Source organism: Brucella sp. NBRC 12950 (assembly GCF_030268145.1).
In the GTDB taxonomy this organism is placed as follows: Bacteria; Pseudomonadota; Alphaproteobacteria; order Rhizobiales; family Rhizobiaceae; genus Brucella.
The window spans coordinates 450632-471456 of the sequence record NZ_BSQC01000001.1; the positions used below are offsets into that span (position 1 = coordinate 450632).

Here is a 20825-nt window from a genome sequence, read left to right on the forward strand (position 1 = left end):
AGAGCAAAAACATGGCCCGCGAATATAAAATCGAAGACTACCGCAATTTCGGTATTATGGCTCACATCGACGCCGGTAAGACGACGATGACCGAGCGTATTCTGTTCTACACCGGTAAGAACCACAAGATCGGTGAAACCCATGATGGCGCGTCCACCATGGATTGGATGGAGCAGGAACAGGAACGCGGTATCACCATCACGTCCGCTGCCACGACCACTTTTTGGCAGGGTCAGGATGGCAAGAAGCGTCGCTTCAACATCATCGACACCCCGGGCCACGTTGACTTCACCATTGAAGTTGAGCGTTCGCTCCGCGTTCTCGATGGCGCAATCGCTCTTCTCGATGCGAATGCTGGCGTTGAGCCACAGACAGAAACCGTATGGCGTCAGGCTGAGAAGTATCACGTTCCACGTATGGTCTTCGTCAACAAGATGGACAAGATCGGTGCTGATTTCTACCGTTGCGTAGAAATGGTTGGCTCGCGTCTTGGCGCAATCGCTCTCCCAGTCCAGCTGCCAATCGGCGCTGAAAACGAGTTCGAAGGCGTTATCGACCTTATCGAAATGAAGGCTTTGACTTGGGATGGCACGATCGGCGCAGCTGCGACCGTTAATGAAATTCCTGCAGACCTTAAGGATCAGGCTGAAGAATACCGCGAAAAGCTCATCGAGCTGGCCGTGGAAATCGACGAAGCTGCGATGGAAGCTTACCTCGAAGGCACCATGCCTACGAACGACCAGCTCCGCGCACTGATCCGTAAGGGCACGATCGACGTTAAGTTCCATCCGGTTCTTTGCGGTACTGCGTTCAAGAACCGTGGCATTCAGCCGCTTCTCGACGCTGTTGTTTCTTTCCTTCCAGCTCCAACCGATGTTCCTGCAATTAAGGGTATCGACGTTAAGACGGAAACCGAAACAACCCGTGAATCTTCGGATGAAGCACCCCTCTCGATGCTCGCATTCAAGATCATGAACGATCCGTTCGTTGGTTCGCTGACCTTCGCTCGTATCTACTCGGGCAAGATGACCAAGGGCATTTCGCTCGAAAACACTGTTAAGGGCAAGCGTGAGCGCATCGGCCGTATGCTGCAGATGCACTCGAACAGCCGTGAAGACATCGAAGAAGCTTTTGCAGGCGACATCGTTGCTCTGGCTGGCCTCAAGGAAACCACCACTGGCGATACGCTCTGCGATCCGCTGAAGCCGGTTATCCTTGAACGTATGGAATTCCCAGATCCGGTTATCGAAATCGCGATCGAACCAAAGACCAAGGCTGACCAGGAAAAGATGGGCATCGCGCTCAACCGTCTGGCTGCTGAAGATCCTTCGTTCCGCGTTAAGTCGGATGAAGAATCGGGTCAGACCATCATCGCCGGCATGGGCGAACTTCACCTCGACATTCTCGTCGATCGCATGAAGCGCGAATTCAAGGTTGAAGCTAACGTCGGTGCTCCGCAGGTTGCTTACCGTGAATCGATCACCCGTCAGGCTGAAATCGACTACACACATAAGAAGCAGTCGGGTGGTTCGGGTCAGTTCGCTCGCGTCAAGATTATCTTCGAACCGCATGACGGCGACGATTTCATCTTCGAATCCAAGATCGTTGGTGGTGCTGTTCCTAAGGAATACATCCCAGGCGTTCAGAAGGGTATCGAAAGCGTCATGGGTGCAGGCCCGCTGGCAGGCTTCCCGATGCTCGGCGTGAAGGCAACCCTGATCGACGGCGCATACCACGACGTTGACTCCTCGGTTCTCGCGTTTGAAATCGCGTCCCGTGCAGCATTCCGTGAAGGCGCACAGAAGGCTGGCGCACAGCTTCTCGAGCCAATCATGAAGGTTGAGGTGGTAACACCTGAAGATTACGTCGGTGACGTTATCGGTGACCTGAATTCGCGTCGTGGTCAGATTTCTGGCACCGAAGCACGCGGTATCGCTACGGTCGTCAACGCAAATGTTCCACTGGCCAACATGTTTGGTTATGTGAACAACCTGCGTTCGATGTCTCAGGGCCGCGCCCAGTACACGATGCAGTTTGACCATTATGAGCCGGTCCCAACTGCAGTCGCACAGGAAATCCAGAAGAAGTTCGCGTAACCTCCGGGTTACGCCAAACATTAAAAAGCCTGAGCAGGCTGTAATTTTAGGAGAGCTCAGATGGCAAAGAGCAAGTTTGAACGTAATAAGCCCCACGTAAACATCGGCACCATTGGTCACGTTGACCATGGCAAGACCTCGCTGACGGCAGCGATCACCAAGTTCTTCGGTGAATTCAAGGCATACGACCAGATCGATGCTGCACCAGAAGAACGCGCTCGCGGTATCACCATTTCGACGGCTCACGTTGAATATGAAACTGCAAACCGTCACTATGCACACGTCGACTGCCCAGGCCACGCTGACTATGTTAAGAACATGATCACCGGCGCTGCACAGATGGACGGCGCGATCCTGGTTGTTTCGGCAGCTGACGGCCCGATGCCACAGACCCGTGAGCACATCCTGCTCGCTCGTCAGGTTGGCGTTCCTGCGATCGTCGTGTTCCTGAACAAGTGCGATCAGGTTGACGATGCTGAACTTCTCGAACTCGTAGAACTCGAAGTTCGTGAGCTTCTGTCGAAGTACGACTTCCCAGGCGACGAAGTGCCAATCGTTAAGGGTTCGGCTCTTGCAGCTCTCGAAGATTCCTCGAAGGAACTCGGCGAAGACGCAATCCGTAACCTGATGGACGCAGTTGACTCGTACATCCCAACCCCAGAGCGTCCAATCGACCAGCCATTCCTGATGCCAATCGAAGACGTGTTCTCGATTTCGGGTCGTGGTACGGTTGTTACCGGTCGCGTTGAGCGCGGTATTGTCAAGGTTGGCGAAGAAGTCGAAATCGTCGGCATCAAGGCAACTGGCAAGACGACTGTTACCGGCGTTGAAATGTTCCGCAAGCTGCTCGATCAGGGCCAGGCTGGCGACAACATCGGCGCACTGGTTCGCGGCGTTGGTCGTGAAGACGTTGAGCGTGGTCAGGTTCTCTGCAAGCCAGGTTCGGTTAAGCCACACACCAAGTTCAAGGCAGAAGCTTACATTCTGACCAAGGACGAAGGTGGCCGTCATACACCATTCTTCACCAACTACCGTCCACAGTTCTACTTCCGTACGACTGACGTGACCGGTGTTGTTACCCTGCCAGAAGGCACGGAAATGGTTATGCCTGGCGATAACGTCACTGTAGACGTCACGCTGATCGTGCCGATCGCGATGGAAGAGAAGCTCCGCTTCGCTATCCGTGAAGGTGGCCGCACCGTCGGTGCAGGCATCGTCGCTTCGATCATCGAGTAATTAGATTTGTGCAGGAGCGTCTCTCCGGAGGCGCTCCGCGTAACAAGGAACAGATGAAATGAACGGTCAAAACATCCGCATTCGCCTCAAGGCGTTTGATCATCGGATCCTTGACGCTTCGACGCGGGAAATCGTGTCGACTGCCAAGCGTACCGGTGCCAACGTGCGCGGACCGATCCCACTTCCAACGCGGATCGAAAAGTTCACAGTTAACCGGTCGCCGCACATCGACAAGAAGAGCCGCGAGCAGTTCGAGATGCGCACGCACAAGCGTCTTCTCGATATCGTTGACCCAACTCCACAGACTGTAGACGCGCTGATGAAGCTCGATCTGTCTGCCGGTGTTGATGTCGAGATCAAGCTTTAATCGGCTTGAGGACGGAAGGAACGAACCCGATGCGTTCAGGTGTTATTGCACAGAAGCTGGGCATGACCCGCGTCTATAACGACGCTGGCGAACATGTACCAGTGACAGTTCTCCGTATGGAAGACTGCCACGTGGTAGCTCAGCGTACAGTTGAAAAAAACGGTTATACGGCTGTTCAGCTTGGCGTTGGGCTTGCCAAGGTAAAGAACACAACAAAGGCTCTGCGCGGTCATTTCGCGAAGGCTGAAGTTGAGCCTAAGGCGAAAGTAGCGGAATTCCGCGTTTCGCCAGATAACCTTCTCGAAGTAGGCTCGGAGATTCTTGCCGAGCATTTCGTCGCCGGCCAGAAGGTCGATGTGACGGGCACTTCTATCGGTAAAGGTTTTGCCGGTGTTATGAAGCGCCACAACTTTGCTGGTCATCGTGCTTCGCACGGTAACTCAGTTACCCACCGCGCTCACGGCTCGACCGGTCAGCGTCAGGATCCGGGTAAGGTGTTCAAGGGCAAGAAGATGGCTGGTCACATGGGTCAGACCCGCGTGACGACGCAGAACATCGAAGTTGTCTCTACAGATAGCGATCGTGGCCTTATTCTGGTTCGCGGCGCGGTTCCTGGCTCCAAGGGTGCCTGGATCCTCGTACGTGATGCAGTCAAGGTTTCGCTGCCTGAGAATGCACCTAAGCCGGCTGCCCTGCGTTCAAGCGCAAACAATGCAGCTGCGGATGCAGTCGCGACTGAGGGAGCCGAATAATGGATCTCACGATTACAACTCTTGAAGGCAAGGATGCCGGCAAGGTCAAGCTGAACGAAGAAATCTTCGGCCTCGACCCACGCGACGACATTCTTCAGCGCGTCGTGCGCTGGCAGCTGGCTCGCCGCCAGCAGGGCTCTCATGATGCCAAGGGCCGCAGCGACATCAGCCGCACCGGTTCGAAGATGTACAAGCAGAAGGGTACGGGTCGCGCTCGTCACCACTCGGCTCGTGCACCGCAGTTCCGCGGCGGTGGTCAGGCTCACGGACCAGTAGTCCGTACGCATGATCATGATCTGCCAAAGAAGGTTCGCGCTCTCGGCTTGCGTCATGCTCTGTCGGCTAAGGCTAAGGCATCCGACCTGATCATCATCGATGATCTGGCTGCCTCTGAAGCCAAGACAAAGCAGCTTGTTTCGCAGTTCGCAAAGCTCGGTCTTGAAAATGCACTCCTCATCGGTGGTGCAGAGATCGACGTGAACTTCCAGCGCGCTGCTTCGAACATCCCGAACATCGATGTTCTGCCAGTACAGGGCATCAATGTTTACGACATCCTGCGTCGTGGCAAGCTCGTGCTTTCCAAGGCAGCTGTCGAAGCCCTCGAGGAGCGTTTTAAATGACCGATCTTCGCCATTATGACGTGATCGTCAGCCCAGTTATTACTGAGAAGTCGACCCTTGTTTCCGAACATAACCAGGTCGTCTTCAACGTAGCTCGCAAGGCGACGAAGCCGGAAATCAAGGCTGCAATCGAGGCGCTTTTCGGCGTCAAGGTAAAGGCCGTTAACACCACTGTGCGCAAAGGCAAGGTGAAGCGGTTCCGCGGCATTGTCGGGCGCCAGAGCGATGTCAAGAAAGCGATCGTTACTTTGGCTGAAGGCCAGAGCATCGACGTTTCGACAGGTCTCTGAGAGGCCATGGAGTAAAGACAATGGCACTCAAGCACTTTAATCCGACCACGCCAGGCCAGCGTCAGCTGGTCATCGTGGACCGTTCGGAACTCTACAAGGGCAAGCCGGTCAAGTCCCTGACCGAAGGTCTGTCCAAGAAGGGTGGCCGTAACAACACCGGTCGTATCACTGTTCGCTTTCAGGGCGGTGGTCACAAGCGTTCTTACCGTTTTGTTGACTTCAAGCGTCGTAAGCACGACGTCGTCGCTACGGTTGAACGCCTGGAATACGATCCAAACCGCACCGCGTTTATCGCGCTGATCCGCTATGAAGACGGCGAGCTGAGCTACATTCTGGCTCCGCAGCGTCTGGCAGCCGGCGACAAGGTCATTTCCGGCCAGTCCGTCGACGTTAAGCCAGGCAATGCAATGCCGCTTTCGTCGATGCCTGTTGGTACCATTATCCACAACGTGGAAATGAAGCCGGGCAAGGGCGGCCAGATTGCTCGTTCGGCTGGTGCATATGCACAGCTCGTCGGACGTGACCAGGGTATGGCTATCCTGCGTCTCAATTCTGGTGAACAGCGTCTGGTTCCAGGTGCATGTTTCGCAACGGTTGGCGCAGTTTCCAACCCAGAGCATAGCAACATCAATGACGGTAAGGCCGGTCGTTCGGTCTGGCGCGGTAAGCGTCCTCACGTTCGCGGTGTTGCAATGAACCCAGTTGACCACCCGCATGGTGGTGGTGAAGGCCGCACTTCCGGTGGTCGTCATCCGGTCACGCCTTGGGGCAAGCCTACGAAGGGTAAGAAGACCCGTTCGAATAAGGCGACCGATAAGTTCATCATGCGCTCGCGTCATCAGCGCAAGAAGTAAGAGAGGTAGTCTGAAGTGGCTCGTTCAGTTTGGAAAGGTCCGTTCGTCGATGGCTATCTTCTCAAGAAAGCTGAGAAGGTACGCGAGGGCGGTCGTAGTGAAGTCATCAAGATGTGGAGCCGTCGCTCCACTATCTTGCCGCAGTTCGTTGGCCTGACCTTCGGTGTTTATAACGGCAACAAGCATGTGCCGGTATCGATCTCCGAAGAAATGGTTGGACACAAGTTCGGTGAATTCGCGCCGACACGTACCTATTACGGTCACGGCGCGGACAAGAAGGCAAAGAGGAAGTAACGATGGGCAAGGCCAAGGCTCCCCGCCAGCTTAAGGATAACGAGGCGAAAGCCGTCGCCCGTACGCTTCGCGTCAGCCCGCAGAAGCTTAATCTTGTCGCGGCATTGATCCGCGGTAAGAAAGTAAATGCGGCACTTGCTGATCTGACGTTCTCGCGCAAGCGGATCGCGGAAACAGTGAAAAAGACGCTCGAATCGGCTATCGCCAACGCAGAGAACAATCATGATCTCGATGTTGACGCGCTGATCGTTGCTGAAGCTTATGTCGGCAAATCCATTGTCATGAAGCGTTTCCACGTTCGTGGACGTGGTAAGGCAAGCCGCATCGAAAAGCCGTTTTCGCATCTCACCATTGTTGTCCGCGAAGTTGCGGAAAAAGGGGAGGCCGCATAATGGGCCAGAAGATTAATCCAATCGGTCTTCGTCTCGGCATCAACCGCACCTGGGATTCGCGTTGGTACGCGAATACCGGTGAGTACGGCAAGCTTCTGCATGAAGACGTGAAGATTCGCGAATATCTTAAGAGCGAACTCAAGCAGGCTGCGATCTCCAAGATCGTAATCGAGCGTCCGCACAAGAAGTGCCGCGTGACGATCCACTCGGCTCGTCCGGGTATCATCATCGGCAAGAAGGGTGCAGACATCGAAAAGCTTCGCAAGAAGCTTTCCGAGATGACGAATTCCGATGCGTCGCTCAACATTGTTGAAGTTCGCAAGCCGGAAGTCGATGCTACGCTGATCGCTCAGTCGATCGCTCAGCAGCTCGAACGCCGTGTGGCATTCCGTCGCGCCATGAAGCGTGCTGTTCAGTCAGCAATGCGTCTGGGTGCGGAAGGTATTCGTATCAACTGCTCCGGCCGTCTGGGTGGCGCTGAAATCGCACGTATGGAATGGTACCGCGAAGGCCGCGTTCCTCTTCACACGCTGCGTGCTGATATCGACTACGGTACAGCAGAAGCGCAGACCGCTTACGGCATCTGCGGCGTGAAGGTTTGGGTATTCAAGGGCGAAATCCTTGAGCACGACCCAATGGCTTCTGAACGTCGTGCGGTTGAGGGTGACAATCAGGGTTCCCAGCAGAACCGTCGCCGCGAAAGCGCTTAAAAAGCGGGCCGCGGGCGAGAAATTTGGAGTAGAGAACAATGATGCAGCCTAAGCGCACCAAGTTCCGTAAGCAGTTCAAGGGCCGTATTCACGGCAACTCGAAGGGCGGTACGGACCTTAATTTCGGTGCATTCGGTTTGAAGGCCGTTGAGCCTGACCGCGTCACAGCACGACAGATCGAAGCGGCTCGCCGCGCGATCACCCGTCACATGAAGCGTGCCGGTCGTGTATGGATCCGTATCTTCCCGGATCTGCCAGTAACATCGAAGCCTACCGAAGTCCGTATGGGTAAAGGTAAGGGTTCAGTTGACTACTGGGCATGCCGCGTAGCACCAGGTCGTATAATGTTTGAGCTTGACGGCGTACCCGAAGATGTGGCACGCGAAGCCCTGAGACTCGGCGCTGCAAAGTTGTCGGTCAAGACGCGCTTCATTCAGCGCATCGCAGAGTAAGAGAGGCAGTCATGAAAGCCGCAGACGTTCGGGCCAAAAGCCTCGATCAGATGAACGATGAGTTGGGCGCCCTGAAGAAAGAGCAGTTTAATCTGCGCTTTCAGAAGGCAACCGGCCAGCTCGAAAAAACCGCGCGCGTGAAGCAGGTTCGCCGTGACATTGCGCGTATTAAGACCATCGCCCGCCAGAAGGCGGCCGAAAGCAAGGCATAAGGAACAAGTATAATGCCTAAACGCGTTCTGCAGGGCGTTGTCGTCAGCGACAAAAACGATAAGACTGTTGTGGTTAAGGTTGAGCGTCGCTATTCGCACCCGCTCCTCCAGAAGACCGTTCGCCAGTCGAAGAAGTATAAGGCGCACGACGAAAACAACCAGTTCAAGATTGGTGATCAGGTTTCTATCGAAGAATCCAAGCCAATTTCGAAGGACAAACGCTGGGTCGTTCTTTCGAACGTAACAGCGGGCTAAATTACAAACACGCAGCTTAGGTAGGGCAGGAGCCCTTAACCAGCTGAAGGAAAAGAAGGCGGCCAGTCATGATTCAGATGCAAACAAACCTCGACGTGGCGGATAACTCCGGCGCACGTCGTGTCATGTGCATCAAGGTGCTGGGCGGCTCGAAGCGGCGTTATGCTTCCGTTGGCGACATCATTGTGGTGTCGATCAAGGAAGCTATTCCGCGCGGCCGCGTCAAAAAAGGTGACGTGATGAAGGCGGTGGTCGTACGGACCGCCAAGGACATCCGTCGCGCAGACGGTAGCGTTATTCGTTTCGATAATAACGCAGCTGTTCTCATCGATAACAAGAAAGAGCCTATCGGCACGCGTATCTTCGGACCGGTTCCGCGCGAACTTCGCGCAAAGAGCCACATGAAGATCATTTCGCTGGCTCCGGAAGTTCTGTAAGGAAGCAAGACGATGCAAAAGATTCGCAAAGGCGACAGCGTTGTCGTGCTGTCCGGTAAGGACAAGGGCCGTACAGGCGAAGTTCTTCAGGTTATGCCTAAGGACGACAAAGCCGTTGTTCGTGGCATTAATGTTGTGAAGCGTCATCAGCGCCAGACACAGACTCAGGAAGCCGGCATCATCTCGAAAGAGGCGCCGATTCATTTGTCGAACCTGGCAGTTGCTGATCCTAAGGACGGCAAGCCAACTCGCGTTGGTTTCCGCGTTGAGGACGGCAAGAAGGTTCGCGTCGCAAAGCGTTCGGGAGCAGTGATCTGATGGCTGAAGCTAAGGCACTTCCACGCTTCAAGAAAGTTTATCTGGATACGATCCGCAAGGCTCTTCTTGAAGAATTCAAATATGACAACGCGATGCAGATCCCACGCATCACCAAAGTTGTTCTCAATATGGGCGTAGGCGAAGCGACTTCTGATTCGAAGAAGCCAGCTGTTGCAGCAGAAGATCTGGGCTTGATTGCCGGTCAGAAGGCTGTCATTACTCGCGCCCGTAATTCGATCGCGACCTTCAAGTTGCGTGAAGACATGCCAATCGGTACGAAGGTAACTCTTCGTGCGGACCGCATGTACGAATTCCTTGATCGTCTGATCACGATTGCGCTTCCGCGCGTTCGAGATTTCCGCGGTCTGAATCCGAAGAGCTTTGATGGCCGCGGCAACTTCGCCATGGGTATTAAGGAACACATCGTGTTTCCAGAAATCAACTACGATAAAGTTGATCAGATCTGGGGCATGGACATCATCGTTTGCACGACCGCTAAGACGGATGATGAAGCACGCGCTCTTCTGCGCGCCTTCAACTTCCCGTTCCGGCAGTAACGGCAAGCGTAGCGAGGTATATTAATATGGCCAAGACTAGCGCAGTCGAAAACAACAAGCGCCGCGAAAAGTTGGTTAAGCGTCATGCTGAAAAGCGTGCACGTCTGAAGGCGATCGTAATGGATCAGAGCCTTCCGCTGGATGAGCGTTTCCGCGCTACTATCCAGCTCGCCGAACTGCCGCGCAATTCTGCTAAGGTCCGTATTCGCAATCGTTGCGAAGTTTCGGGTCGCCCGCGTGGTTATTACCGTAAACTGAAGATGTCGCGTATTGCGCTTCGCCAGTTGGGTTCGCTTGGACAGATTCCAGGCATAGTTAAGTCGAGCTGGTAAGGAGTAGCATATGTCTGTGTCAGATCCTATCGGCGATATGCTGACCCGTATCCGCAACGCAGTTGGCCGCAAGAAGACCAAGGTTTCGACCCCGGCTTCAAAGCTGCGCGCTCGCGTACTGGATGTTCTTCAGTCTGAAGGTTACATCCGCGGATACACGCAGAGTGAATTCGTGAACGGCAAAGCCGAGATCGAAATCGAACTGAAGTATTATGAAGGCGTTCCAGTCATTCGTGAACTGACCCGCGTTTCGAAGCCTGGCCGTCGCGTTTACGTGTCGGTCAAGTCGATCCCGCAGGTTGCGAATGGCCTTGGCATCTCGATCCTGTCCACCCCTAAGGGTGTGATGGCTGATCATGAAGCTCGTGAACAAAACGTTGGTGGTGAGCTGCTCTGCCGCATCTTCTGATGCGGCCGACAGTGAACAGATAAAAGACAGGTATAAAAATGTCTCGTATCGGTAAAAAACCCGTGCCGGTCCCGGCGGGCGTGACCGCCAGCGTTGAAGGTCAGACCGTCAAGGCTAAGGGCGCGAAAGGCGAATTGTCTTTCGTAGTGCACGATGAAGTTCTGGTTAAGCTCGAAGACGGCGCTGTAAGCGTCGATCCTCGTGACCAGTCCAAAGAAGCTCGCTCCAAGTGGGGCATGTCGCGTTCGATGATCGTTAACATCTTCGAAGGCGTCGAAAAGGGCTTTGAAAAGAAGCTTGAGATTAGCGGCGTTGGTTACCGTGCTGCTATGCAGGGCAAGAATGTCCAGCTTTCGCTCGGCTTCAGCCACGAAGTGGTCTATGACGTGCCTGCTGGCATCACTGTTGCTGTTCCTAAGCCGACGGAAATCGTCGTCACTGGTATCGACAAGCAACAGGTCGGTCAGGTCGCGGCTGAGATCCGCGAATATCGCGGCCCCGAGCCTTACAAGGGCAAGGGCGTCAAGTATGCTGGCGAGAAGATCGTCCGCAAAGAAGGCAAGAAGAAGTAAGGGAAGCGCGTCATGGCATCGCCAAAAGAAACTTTGCAGCGTCGCGCTGCTCGTGTACGCCGTCAGGTCAAGGCTGTCGCAAACGGCCGTCCACGTCTCAGCGTACACCGCTCTTCCAAGAACATCTACGTTCAGGTTATCGACGACGTTCGCGGTGTTACCATCGCAGCTGCTTCGACCCTGGATGGCGACCTGAAGGGCAAGCTCAAGACCGGCGCCGACTCCGCAGCAGCAGCTGCAGTTGGCAAGCTGGTTGCAGAGCGCGCTAAGAAAGCAGGCGTCAGTGAAGTAGTGTTCGACCGTGGTGCATTCATTTACCACGGTCGTGTGAAGGCTCTCGCCGAAGCTGCCCGCGAAGGCGGACTTAGCTTCTAATAATTTTGTGCTTCCGGAAAAAAATAAAGGAATAGGATATGGCACAGAAAGAACGTAACCGCGAAGATCGCGGTCGTGAGGAGCGCGACAGCGAATTCGTTGACAAGCTCGTTCACATTAATCGCGTCGCCAAGGTTGTTAAGGGTGGCCGTCGTTTTGGTTTCGCTGCGCTCGTCGTAGTTGGCGACCAGAAGGGCCGCGTTGGCTTCGGTCACGGTAAGGCACGCGAAGTGCCTGAAGCGATCCGTAAGGCAACTGAAGCTGCTAAGCGCGACATGATTTTCGTTCCGCTTCGTTCGGGCCGTACTCTGCATCACGATGTGCAGGGCCGTCACGGCGCTGGCAAGGTTCTCCTCCGTGCAGCTCCTGCCGGTAAGGGTATCATTGCTGGTGGTCCAATGCGTGCAGTGTTCGAGACGCTTGGCGTTCAGGACGTTGTTGCTAAGTCGCTCGGCTCCTCGAACCCTTACAACATGGTTCGTGCAACCTTTGACGCTCTGAAGCATCAGATGCATCCAAAGGACATCGCTGCACAGCGCGGTATCAAGTACTCGACCCTTCAGGCTCGCCGCCATGATGTGGTCGGTTCGGAAGAATAGCCGATAGTTTGTGCCAGTCCGGTGCACAAACACCGGATACGCCATAGACAAGGGATTTGAGTGATGGCTGAGAAGAAGGGTAAGACGGTTACGGTCGAACAGATCGGAAGCCCTATCCGTCGTCCAGCCGAACAGCGTGCAACGCTGATCGGACTCGGACTTAACAAAATGCACCGCCGCCGCACACTGGAGGATACTCCTTCGGTTCGTGGTATGATCGCCAAGGTTCAGCATCTCGTCCGCGTTGTGGACGAGGCCTGATAACGCAGGGGATAGAGACATGAAACTCAACGATCTGCGTGATAAGCCAGGTTCAGTAAAGGCGCGTAAGCGCGTCGGCCGTGGTATCGGCTCCGGCACCGGTAAGACCGCTGGCCGCGGCGTCAAGGGACAGAAGTCCCGTTCTGGCGTAGCGATCAACGGCTTTGAAGGCGGCCAGATGCCAATCTACCGCCGTCTGCCTAAGCGCGGCTTCACCAACATCTTTGCAAAGAGCTTCAACGTTGTTTCGCTCGGCCGTGTTCAGGCTGCGATCGACGCTGGTAAGCTGGATGCAAAGGCAGTTGTGAATAGCGATTCGCTTAAGGCTGCTGGCGTGATTCGTCGCGCTCTGGACGGTGTTCGCGTTCTTGCGGACGGCGAACTGAAGGCAAAGGTAGCCTTCGAGGTTGCTGGTGCTTCCAAGGCTGCGATCGAAAAGATCGAAAAGGCCGGTGGTAGCGTAAAGCTTCCTGAAGCTGCTGCCGAATAAGGCATCGACATAAAAATAAAAAGCGGCGGCCCTTGTGCCGCCGCTTGCACATTTATGCCAATGCGCATATCTGGGTAGGGTCTTCTTGTCCGAAGGGATGCGAGTTGGAAAAACGCGCGTCGATGGGAGTGGGGGACCGGAGACTTTTCACCGGAGAAATTTAATGGCATCGGCTGCTGAACAGCTAGTTTCCAATCTCAATTTTTCGGCTTTCTCTAAAGCTGAAGAACTCAAGAAGCGCATCTGGTTCACACTGGGCGCTTTGCTGGTGTACCGTTTCGGCACCTATATTCCGCTGCCCGGCATCAATCCTGATGCGCTTGCGCAGGCTTTCCAGCAGCATAGCCAGGGTGTGCTCGGACTTTTCAATATGTTCGCCGGTGGTGCGGTTGGCCGTATGGCTATCTTCGCTCTTGGCATCATGCCGTACATCTCTGCCTCGATCATCGTGCAGCTTATGACGTCGGTTGTTCCGACGCTTGAAGCGCTGAAGAAAGAAGGCGAGTCGGGTCGCAAGATTATCAATCAGTATACCCGCTATGGTACGGTGCTTCTTGCAATCGTACAGGCTTATGCCATTTCGGTGGGTCTGCAGTCGGGTAATGGGATTGTCACCAATCCTGGACCGATGTTCCTGATTTCGTCGGTGATTACGCTTGTTGGCGGTACCATGTTCCTGATGTGGCTTGGTGAGCAGATCACTGCTCGCGGCATTGGTAACGGTATTTCGCTCATTATCTTCGCCGGCATTGTTGCAAACCTTCCACATGCTATTTCCGGTACGCTGGAACTAGGTCGTACTGGCGCTCTTTCGACTGGTCTGATCCTCGGCGTTATCGTTCTGGCTATCGCGCTGATCGCTATCATCGTTTTTGTTGAGCGTGCACAGCGTCGTCTTCTGATCCAGTATCCGAAGCGTCAGGTTGGCAATCGCATGTTCCAGGGCGATACTTCGCATCTGCCTCTCAAGCTCAATACGGCTGGCGTTATCCCTCCGATTTTCGCGTCGTCGCTGTTGCTTCTGCCTGCCACCGTTGCTGGCTTCGCAAATACAGCTGAAATGCCGGCTTGGGGCACAACTATTCTCAACGCTCTCGGTCATGGTCAGCCGCTTTACATGCTGTTCTATGCGGGCTTGATGGCATTCTTCTGCTTCTTCTACACGGCTATCGTGTTCAATCCCAAGGACACAGCTGACCAGCTTAAGAAGCACTCCGGCTTTATTCCGGGCATTCGTCCGGGTGAACGTACAGCTGAGTACATAGACTATGTGTTGACACGCATCACTGTTGTCGGCGCCATCTATATTGTGCTTGTCTGTCTTCTGCCGGAATTCCTGATTTCCGCGACCGGTGTACCATTCTATCTTGGCGGTACTTCGCTGTTGATCGTGGTCAGCGTAACGCTCGATACGGTTGCGCAAATTCAGGGACATCTTGTCGCCCATCAGTATGAAGGGCTGATCAAGAAGTCCAAACTCAGAGGTGGGAAACGTAATAAATGAGACTGATACTTCTTGGGCCGCCCGGAGCAGGTAAGGGGACGCAGGCTGGACTTCTTACCAAGAAGCATGGAATACCTCAGCTTTCGACTGGCGACATGCTGCGTGCAGCAGTCGCTCAGCAGAGCGAGATCGGGAAGCGCGCCAAGGCAGTGATGGATGCCGGGCAGCTGGTTTCTGATGAAATCGTCAACCAGATCGTTTCAGAGCGCATTGATGCGCCCGACTGCGCAAGCGGTTTCATTCTGGACGGTTATCCGCGTACTGTGCCTCAGGCGCAAGCCCTCGGCGAAATGCTGGTTGGCAAAGGTCTCAAGCTTGATGCGGTCATCGAGCTTAAGGTTGACGAGAATGCATTGGTCAAGCGGATGGAAAGCCGCGTGGCTGAAACGATTGCCAAGGGTGGTCAGGTTCGTTCCGACGATAACCCTGAAGCCTTCCGTAAGCGTCTCGTTGAATACCGTGAGAAGACTTCGCCTCTTTCCAGCTATTACGCTGGAACCGGTGAACTTCGCGTCATCAATGGTATGGCTCCGGTTGAAGAAGTTACTGCCGAAATTGAGAGAATTCTCGTTCCGGCTTGAGGCTTGAAAAAGTCGTTTAAAAATTGCGGACAGGAAGACGTTTAGCGTTTTTCTGTCCGCTTCTCGCTTTCAAGAGTTGCTTTTAATGTCTGTGCAGTTGCTTTGGCAGCTTTACGGACAGTTAAGAGTTGACTTTTTCGGGCGATTCCGTCAAAGACTGCCCCACTTCAATTGGTTTGAATGGTCGGTTCTGGCGGAAATAGTAAGAGGCCGGGACCGGTCAAACAATGCTGTCTGGTTGATCGCATCTGCCAGATCGATTTTTATGTAACTCAAGGAGAACAGACGTGGCACGTATCGCTGGCGTCAACATCCCGACGAACAAGCGCGTAATCATTGCGCTTCAGTACATCCACGGGATTGGACCTAAATTTGCTCGTCAAATCGTAACGAAGGTCGGCATTGCTGACGATCGTCGCGTAAACCAGCTGTCGGATGCTGAAGTACTTCAGATTCGTGAAGCTATCGATGCTGAATACCGCGTCGAAGGTGACCTGCGTCGTGAAGTTTCCATGAACATCAAGCGTCTGATGGACCTTGGCTGCTACCGCGGTCTGCGTCATCGTCGTTCGCTGCCAGTTCGTGGTCAGCGCACGCATACCAATGCACGTACCCGTAAGGGTCCTGCAAAGGCTATCGCAGGTAAGAAGAAGTAATTTTCGGCAGAACCAATCGTTCTGCCGGGCTTGCCCGATAATCGGGTGGGTTCGGTGCTGGTCCTTATCAAAGGGCCGGTGGAGCCGCTGGAATTACGGCGGTGTCGAGATCGAGTTTTGAGAGGACTATCATGGCTAAGGAAGCCCAGCGTATTCGCCGTCGCGAGCGCAAAAACATCTCGTCGGGCGTTGCCCACGTTAATTCGACGTTCAACAACACCATGATCACCATCACAGATGCACAGGGCAATGCGATTGCCTGGTCGTCTGCAGGTGCTCAGGGTTTCAAGGGTTCGCGTAAGTCGACCCCGTTTGCCGCACAGATCGCTGCTGAAGATTGCGCCAAGAAGGCTCAGGAACATGGCATGCGCTCCCTCGAAGTCGAGGTTTGCGGACCGGGTTCTGGTCGTGAATCTGCGCTGCGCGCCCTTCAGGCTGCCGGCTTTGTGATCACGTCGATCCGCGATGTTACGCCGATCCCGCACAACGGCTGCCGTCCGCGCAAGAAGCGCCGGGTCTAATTTCTTTTATATGCCGCATGAACCTCGGACCATGTGTCCGGGGTTCCTCTACGGTTCTTCACAAGATCGCTACGATTGGATGGTAGCGACGGTTGATAGAGGAAAATAAAATGATCCAGAAGAACTGGCAGGAACTGATTAAGCCGAACAAGGTGGATTTTATCACCAACGGCTCACGCACGCATGCAACCGTCGTTGCTGAACCGCTGGAACGCGGTTTCGGTCTGACGCTCGGTAACGCACTGCGTCGCGTGCTTCTGTCGTCGCTGCGCGGCGCTGCTGTAACCGCCATTCAGATCGATGGCGTTCTGCATGAATTCTCTTCCATTCCGGGCGTCCGCGAAGACACCACGGATATCGTTCTGAACGTCAAGGAAATCGCTATCCGTATGGAAGGCGAAGGCCCAAAGCGCATGGTTGTCCGTAAGGAAGGCCCTGGCGTTGTTACGGCTGGTGACATTCAGACTGTTGGCGATGTCGAGATCCTTAATCCGGATCACGTCATCTGCACGCTGGATGAAGGCGCTGAAATCCGCATGGAATTCACTGTCAACACCGGTAAGGGCTATGTGCCTGCCGACCGTAATCGTGCGGAAGATGCTCCAATCGGCCTTATTCCGGTTGATAGCCTTTATTCGCCGATCCGCAAGGTATCGTACAAGATCGAGAACACCCGTGAAGGTCAGGTTCTTGATTACGACAAGCTGACGCTCAACATTGAAACCAATGGTTCCGTGAGCGGTGAAGATGCAGTTGCTTATGCAGCTCGTATTCTTCAAGACCAGCTGGCGATCTTCGTCAACTTCGAAGAGCCGCAGAAGGAAGCTCCGCAGGAACAGGTTGCGGAACTGGCTTTCAATCCGGCTCTGCTCAAGAAGGTGGACGAGCTCGAACTGTCGGTACGTTCGGCAAACTGCCTGAAGAACGACAACATCGTCTATATCGGCGATCTGATCCAGAAGACGGAAGCCGAGATGCTGCGGACTCCGAATTTCGGCCGCAAGTCGCTCAACGAGATCAAGGAAGTTCTGGCGTCGATGGGTCTCCATCTTGGTATGGAAATCCCAGCCTGGCCGCCTGAAAACATCGAAGATCTCGCTAAGCGCTACGAAGACCAATATTAAGACCGGACGTTTCCGGCAGAACTGAGTTAAAAGGAGAAGGCCATGCGCCACGGTAATGGACAGCGTAAGCTGAACCGCACTGCCTCGCATCGCAAGGCAATGTTCGCCAACATGGCGGCTTCGCTCATCGAGCACGAACAGATTGTGACCACGCTTCCTAAGGCTAAGGAAATCCGTCCAATCGTAGAAAAGCTTGTCACTCTCGGCAAGCGTGGTGACCTGCATGCACGTCGTCAGGCGATTTCCGCCATCCGCGACGTCAATCTGGTTGCTAAGCTGTTCGATACGCTGGCTGCACGTTATGCAACCCGCAACGGCGGCTACATCCGCATCATGAAGGCAGGCTTCCGCACTGGCGATAATGCGCCACTCGCAGTTGTCGAATTCGTTGAACGCGATGTTGATGCCAAGGGCAAAGCTGACCGCGCACGCGTTGAAGCTGAAGCTGCTGCAGAAGCTGACGCAGCGTAATCTACGCTTCGTACTTATTGAAAAGGGCTGCCTCGTGCGGCCCTTTTTTCGTTTGCAGATAGTTTTTATTGAATTGTTGCGAGGTTAGGAGAAGCGTAACGTAATTCATTACGAAGCTGTAATGCGCTTTGCCATATTCCAGCCCTTTATACTTGGCCTTGTTAGCTCCATATTGCCGATATTGGCTCCGAGGAATCGGATGCGAGATGAGGAAAACTGGAGTTTGCGAATGAATTGGCGGCGTTATGGAATTGCGGGTCTGCTTATCGCGTCGATCAGCACAGTCACTTTGCCTGCGATCGCGCAGGAAACAGCCGTTCCAGCTCAGGGCAAACAGATCCCTCTAAGCCGTGGCGATATGCAGCTTTCCTTCGCGCCTCTGGTGAAGGAAACAGCGCCTGCAGTCGTTAACGTCTACGCCGCGCGTCAGGTGCAGCAGCAGGCATCACCATTTGCAGGCGATCCGTTTTTTGAGCAGTTTTTCGGGAAGCAGTTTGGCGGCGGTGGCAAGTCGCGCACTGAGCAGTCGCTCGGTTCGGGCGTCATCGTTGATGCGTCTGGTATTGTTGTCACAAACAATCACGTCATTAAGGACGCCGACGAAATTAAGGTGGCGCTTTCAGATGGCCGCCAGTTCGAAAGCAAGGTGCTGCTGCGCGATGAAACGACCGATCTTGCGGTTTTAAAGATCGACGCGAATGACAAATTCCCGGTTCTGTCGCTGGGTGATTCCGATGGTGTTGAAGTTGGCGATCTTGTGCTGGCTATCGGCAATCCGTTTGGGGTAGGCCAGACCGTTACCAACGGTATTGTTTCCGCCCAATCTCGTACGCAGGTTGGCGTGTCAGATTTTGACTTCTTCATTCAGACTGATGCCGCTATCAATCCCGGAAATTCGGGCGGCGGTCTGATTGACATGCGTGGACGCCTGATTGGCATCAATACCGCAATTTATTCCCGCTCAGGTGGATCTGTCGGTATCGGATTCGCTATTCCTTCCAATATGGTACGCGCCGTTGTTGATGCCGCATTGAGCGGGAGCACGAGCTTTGAACGTCCATTTATCGGTGCGACCTTCCAGAACATCACGCCTGACGTTGCTGAAGGTCTCGGCATGGATAAGTCCTTTGGCGTGCTGGTGACAGCCGTCACCAAGGGCGGTCCTGCCGAACAAGCTGGCTTGAAAGTTGGCGATGTGGTGCTTTCGGTACAGGGTGTCAGGGCCGATAATATCGATGTGCTCGGTTATCGTCTTTCGACAGCTGGCATCGGCAATACAGTGACGCTGGATATTGTGCGTAACGGTAAGGACAGCAAACTGCCTGTTAAGCTTGCAAAAGAGCCTGAAGCCAAGCCGCAACAGAAGCAGACCATAGAGGGTGATAATCCCTTTGCAGGTGCCGTGGTTGAAGAAGTAACACCACAAACGGCTTCAAAAATGCGTCTGCGTGATGGGGCGCGGGGCGTTATTGTGACTGATGTCGTCATTAATTCGCAGGCCGCACGACTTGGTTTGCGTCAACGTGATATTATCAGAGGTATCAATGGTAACCCGATCCGCACGATTAATGATCTGACTGCAGCGCTTAATGATGGCCGAGGTTTGGCCTGGAGACTGGAAGTTGAGCGTAATGGCGCGCTGATCCGACAGTTTGTTCGCTGACCTCATCGCCAAGCATTTAAAGTTGCATGTCGTTTCAGGCGGGACTATGCCTGAGACGACATCTGTTTTTCTGGCATTGAGCGAAGCGAAATGAGCGACCTTTTTTCAACTGCGGTTGATCCGAATGCGGACCGTAACAGGCCACTCGCTGATCGCTTGCGCCCGCGCCACCTTTCGGAAGTGACGGGGCAGGAACACCTGATAGGACCAGAAGGTGTGCTGACACGCATGATCGCGTCCGGCTCGCTCGGCTCGATGATCTTCTGGGGCCCTCCGGGCACTGGCAAGACAACAGTTGCCAGGCTGCTTGCCGGAGAGACTGATTTGGCTTTCGAGCAAATTTCAGCGATTTTCTCCGGTGTTGCTGACCTCAAGAAGGTTTTTGAATCAGCGCGCGCACGACGCATGTCGGGTCGCCAAACACTGCTCTTTGTAGACGAGATTCATCGTTTCAATCGCGCGCAACAGGATAGTTTTCTGCCAGTAATGGAAGACGGCACGGTCATCCTGATTGGCGCTACGACAGAAAACCCTTCGTTTGAACTCAACGCCGCTTTGTTGTCGCGGGCGAGGGTGCTGACTTTTCATCCGCATAATGGCGAAAGCATCGCTACGCTTCTCACGCGTGCAGAAGAACAGGAAGCACGTCCGCTGCCGCTGGACGAAGAAGCACGAGCAAGCCTGGTTCGCATGGCCGATGGTGACGGTCGTGCCGCGCTAACACTTGCAGAAGAAGTATGGCGTGCAGCACGGCCCGACGAGGTGTTTGACGCTGCAAAGCTTCAGGATGTTGTTCAGCGTCGCGCGCCAGTTTATGACAAGGGACAAGACGGCCACTACAATCTGATTTCCGCTTTGCATAAATCGGTGCGGGGATCTGATCCTGATGCCGCTCTTTATTATCTCAGCCGCATGTTCGATGCCGGTGAAGATCCGCTCTATCTTGGGCGTCGTCTTGTCCGCATGGCGGTTGAAGATATTGGCCTGGCTGATCCACAAGCGCTTGTTATCTGCAATGCCGCGAAAGATGCCTATGACTATCTGGGTTCACCGGAGGGGGAACTGGCGCTTGCCCAAGCCTGCGTCTATCTCGCGACAGCACCCAAATCCAATGCGGTTTACATGGCTTATAAGGCTTCGATGCGTGCCGCCAAAGAGAATGGCTCATTGTTGCCGCCGAAGCACATTCTCAACGCGCCGACGAAGCTGATGAAAAATGAAGGCTATGGTGATGGTTATGCTTATGATCATGATCAACCTGATGCCTTTTCCGGTCAGGATTATTTCCCGGAAGCCATGGGACGGCAGGTTTTCTATGATCCGCCGGAAAGAGGCTTTGAGCGCGATATTCGCAAGCGGCTTGATTATTGGTCACGCCTAAGGGTTGAACGTCAAACACGTCGTTGAACGGATGGTTTTTTGCGT

Annotated in this window: 31 protein-coding genes; all 31 read left to right on the plus strand. The window is 54.2% G+C overall.

Annotated elements, in window-relative coordinates; all coding sequences use genetic code 11:
* Window positions 1-11 precede the first annotated feature (11 nt).
* The 31 genes from fusA (at window position 12) to QSJ70_RS02275 (ending at window position 20807) form a co-directional block, all read left to right on the plus strand.
* Window positions 12-2096, plus strand: coding sequence for an elongation factor G (fusA, locus tag QSJ70_RS02125; protein ID WP_285534632.1), 2085 nt, complete (start codon window positions 12-14; stop codon window positions 2094-2096).
* A 60-nt stretch (window positions 2097-2156) separates the two neighbouring features.
* Entirely contained in the window at window positions 2157-3332 is a 1176-nt protein-coding gene (gene tuf, locus QSJ70_RS02130; protein WP_007875417.1) for an elongation factor Tu, read from the plus strand.
* Window positions 3333-3390: 58 nt separating this feature from the next.
* The gene (gene rpsJ / locus QSJ70_RS02135) at window positions 3391-3699 is read left to right on the plus strand and encodes a 30S ribosomal protein S10 (protein WP_002964363.1); all 309 of its coding nucleotides are present in this window, start codon (window positions 3391-3393) and stop codon (window positions 3697-3699) included.
* A 29-nt stretch (window positions 3700-3728) separates the two neighbouring features.
* The gene (gene rplC / locus QSJ70_RS02140) at window positions 3729-4451 is read left to right on the plus strand and encodes a 50S ribosomal protein L3 (protein ID WP_007875345.1); all 723 of its coding nucleotides are present in this window, start codon (window positions 3729-3731) and stop codon (window positions 4449-4451) included.
* The gene (gene rplD / locus QSJ70_RS02145; protein WP_007875344.1) at window positions 4451-5071 is read left to right on the plus strand and encodes a 50S ribosomal protein L4; all 621 of its coding nucleotides are present in this window, start codon (window positions 4451-4453) and stop codon (window positions 5069-5071) included. Before rplC ends, rplD begins: the two co-directional genes overlap by 1 nt.
* Window positions 5068-5361, plus strand: coding sequence for a 50S ribosomal protein L23 (locus QSJ70_RS02150; RefSeq protein ID WP_007875343.1), 294 nt, complete (start codon window positions 5068-5070; stop codon window positions 5359-5361). Before rplD ends, QSJ70_RS02150 begins: the two co-directional genes overlap by 4 nt.
* Window positions 5362-5381: 20 nt before the next feature.
* Complete coding sequence (gene rplB / locus QSJ70_RS02155) at window positions 5382-6215, plus strand: 50S ribosomal protein L2 (protein ID WP_007875341.1); 834 nt, start codon at window positions 5382-5384, stop codon at window positions 6213-6215.
* A 15-nt stretch (window positions 6216-6230) separates the two neighbouring features.
* Window positions 6231-6509: a 30S ribosomal protein S19 gene (gene rpsS / locus QSJ70_RS02160; RefSeq protein ID WP_007875339.1), complete on the plus strand. Its 279-nt coding sequence runs from the start codon at window positions 6231-6233 to the stop codon at window positions 6507-6509.
* Between the two features lie 2 nt (window positions 6510-6511).
* Window positions 6512-6901 (plus strand): 50S ribosomal protein L22, encoded by a 390-nt coding sequence (rplV, locus tag QSJ70_RS02165; protein WP_007875336.1) that lies wholly within the window; start codon window positions 6512-6514, stop codon window positions 6899-6901.
* Window positions 6901-7611, plus strand: a complete 711-nt coding sequence (rpsC, locus tag QSJ70_RS02170) for a 30S ribosomal protein S3 (protein WP_200635130.1) — start codon at window positions 6901-6903, stop codon at window positions 7609-7611. Before rplV ends, rpsC begins: the two co-directional genes overlap by 1 nt.
* A gap of 38 nt (window positions 7612-7649) precedes the next feature.
* Entirely contained in the window at window positions 7650-8063 is a 414-nt protein-coding gene (rplP, locus tag QSJ70_RS02175) for a 50S ribosomal protein L16 (RefSeq protein WP_007875332.1), read from the plus strand.
* 11 nt (window positions 8064-8074) lie between these two features.
* Complete coding sequence (gene rpmC, locus QSJ70_RS02180; RefSeq protein WP_007875331.1) at window positions 8075-8275, plus strand: 50S ribosomal protein L29; 201 nt, start codon at window positions 8075-8077, stop codon at window positions 8273-8275.
* Window positions 8276-8287: 12 nt separating this feature from the next.
* Window positions 8288-8530, plus strand: a complete 243-nt coding sequence (rpsQ, locus tag QSJ70_RS02185) for a 30S ribosomal protein S17 (protein WP_007875330.1) — start codon at window positions 8288-8290, stop codon at window positions 8528-8530.
* A 68-nt stretch (window positions 8531-8598) separates the two neighbouring features.
* Entirely contained in the window at window positions 8599-8967 is a 369-nt protein-coding gene (gene rplN / locus QSJ70_RS02190; RefSeq protein WP_007875329.1) for a 50S ribosomal protein L14, read from the plus strand.
* A gap of 12 nt (window positions 8968-8979) precedes the next feature.
* Entirely contained in the window at window positions 8980-9285 is a 306-nt protein-coding gene (gene rplX / locus QSJ70_RS02195) for a 50S ribosomal protein L24 (RefSeq protein WP_007875328.1), read from the plus strand.
* The gene (rplE, locus tag QSJ70_RS02200; protein WP_285534635.1) at window positions 9285-9842 is read left to right on the plus strand and encodes a 50S ribosomal protein L5; all 558 of its coding nucleotides are present in this window, start codon (window positions 9285-9287) and stop codon (window positions 9840-9842) included. Before rplX ends, rplE begins: the two co-directional genes overlap by 1 nt.
* Before the next feature lie 26 nt (window positions 9843-9868).
* Window positions 9869-10174 (plus strand): 30S ribosomal protein S14, encoded by a 306-nt coding sequence (gene rpsN / locus QSJ70_RS02205; RefSeq protein WP_007875326.1) that lies wholly within the window; start codon window positions 9869-9871, stop codon window positions 10172-10174.
* Between the two features lie 10 nt (window positions 10175-10184).
* Window positions 10185-10583 carry a 30S ribosomal protein S8 gene (gene rpsH / locus QSJ70_RS02210; RefSeq protein ID WP_007875325.1) on the plus strand — a complete coding sequence of 133 codons (399 nt, stop codon included), beginning with the start codon at window positions 10185-10187 and terminating at the stop codon, window positions 10581-10583.
* Between the two features lie 38 nt (window positions 10584-10621).
* On the plus strand, window positions 10622-11155 hold the full coding sequence (rplF, locus tag QSJ70_RS02215) for a 50S ribosomal protein L6 (protein WP_007875324.1): 534 nt from the start codon (window positions 10622-10624) through the stop codon (window positions 11153-11155).
* Between the two features lie 12 nt (window positions 11156-11167).
* Complete coding sequence (rplR, locus tag QSJ70_RS02220) at window positions 11168-11530, plus strand: 50S ribosomal protein L18 (RefSeq protein ID WP_064320721.1); 363 nt, start codon at window positions 11168-11170, stop codon at window positions 11528-11530.
* Between the two features lie 38 nt (window positions 11531-11568).
* The gene (gene rpsE, locus QSJ70_RS02225) at window positions 11569-12129 is read left to right on the plus strand and encodes a 30S ribosomal protein S5 (protein ID WP_007875318.1); all 561 of its coding nucleotides are present in this window, start codon (window positions 11569-11571) and stop codon (window positions 12127-12129) included.
* Between the two features lie 63 nt (window positions 12130-12192).
* Entirely contained in the window at window positions 12193-12390 is a 198-nt protein-coding gene (gene rpmD / locus QSJ70_RS02230; RefSeq protein ID WP_007875314.1) for a 50S ribosomal protein L30, read from the plus strand.
* 19 nt (window positions 12391-12409) lie between these two features.
* On the plus strand, window positions 12410-12880 hold the full coding sequence (gene rplO, locus QSJ70_RS02235) for a 50S ribosomal protein L15 (protein WP_064320720.1): 471 nt from the start codon (window positions 12410-12412) through the stop codon (window positions 12878-12880).
* A gap of 163 nt (window positions 12881-13043) precedes the next feature.
* The gene (gene secY / locus QSJ70_RS02240) at window positions 13044-14384 is read left to right on the plus strand and encodes a preprotein translocase subunit SecY (protein WP_007875310.1); all 1341 of its coding nucleotides are present in this window, start codon (window positions 13044-13046) and stop codon (window positions 14382-14384) included.
* Window positions 14381-14965, plus strand: a complete 585-nt coding sequence (locus QSJ70_RS02245; RefSeq protein ID WP_007875309.1) for an adenylate kinase — start codon at window positions 14381-14383, stop codon at window positions 14963-14965. The genes secY and QSJ70_RS02245 overlap by 4 nt, the downstream gene beginning before the upstream one ends.
* A 287-nt stretch (window positions 14966-15252) precedes the next feature.
* Window positions 15253-15621 carry a 30S ribosomal protein S13 gene (gene rpsM, locus QSJ70_RS02250; RefSeq protein ID WP_064320719.1) on the plus strand — a complete coding sequence of 123 codons (369 nt, stop codon included), beginning with the start codon at window positions 15253-15255 and terminating at the stop codon, window positions 15619-15621.
* Between the two features lie 131 nt (window positions 15622-15752).
* Entirely contained in the window at window positions 15753-16142 is a 390-nt protein-coding gene (gene rpsK, locus QSJ70_RS02255) for a 30S ribosomal protein S11 (RefSeq protein ID WP_024897028.1), read from the plus strand.
* Window positions 16143-16252: 110 nt separating this feature from the next.
* Window positions 16253-17266, plus strand: coding sequence for a DNA-directed RNA polymerase subunit alpha (locus tag QSJ70_RS02260; RefSeq protein ID WP_007875304.1), 1014 nt, complete (start codon window positions 16253-16255; stop codon window positions 17264-17266).
* 42 nt (window positions 17267-17308) lie between these two features.
* The gene (gene rplQ / locus QSJ70_RS02265) at window positions 17309-17737 is read left to right on the plus strand and encodes a 50S ribosomal protein L17 (protein WP_285534637.1); all 429 of its coding nucleotides are present in this window, start codon (window positions 17309-17311) and stop codon (window positions 17735-17737) included.
* 229 nt (window positions 17738-17966) lie between these two features.
* Window positions 17967-19400, plus strand: a complete 1434-nt coding sequence (locus tag QSJ70_RS02270) for a DegQ family serine endoprotease (RefSeq protein ID WP_285534639.1) — start codon at window positions 17967-17969, stop codon at window positions 19398-19400.
* 90 nt (window positions 19401-19490) lie between these two features.
* Window positions 19491-20807: a replication-associated recombination protein A gene (locus tag QSJ70_RS02275; protein WP_285534640.1), complete on the plus strand. Its 1317-nt coding sequence runs from the start codon at window positions 19491-19493 to the stop codon at window positions 20805-20807.
* Window positions 20808-20825 lie beyond the last annotated feature (18 nt).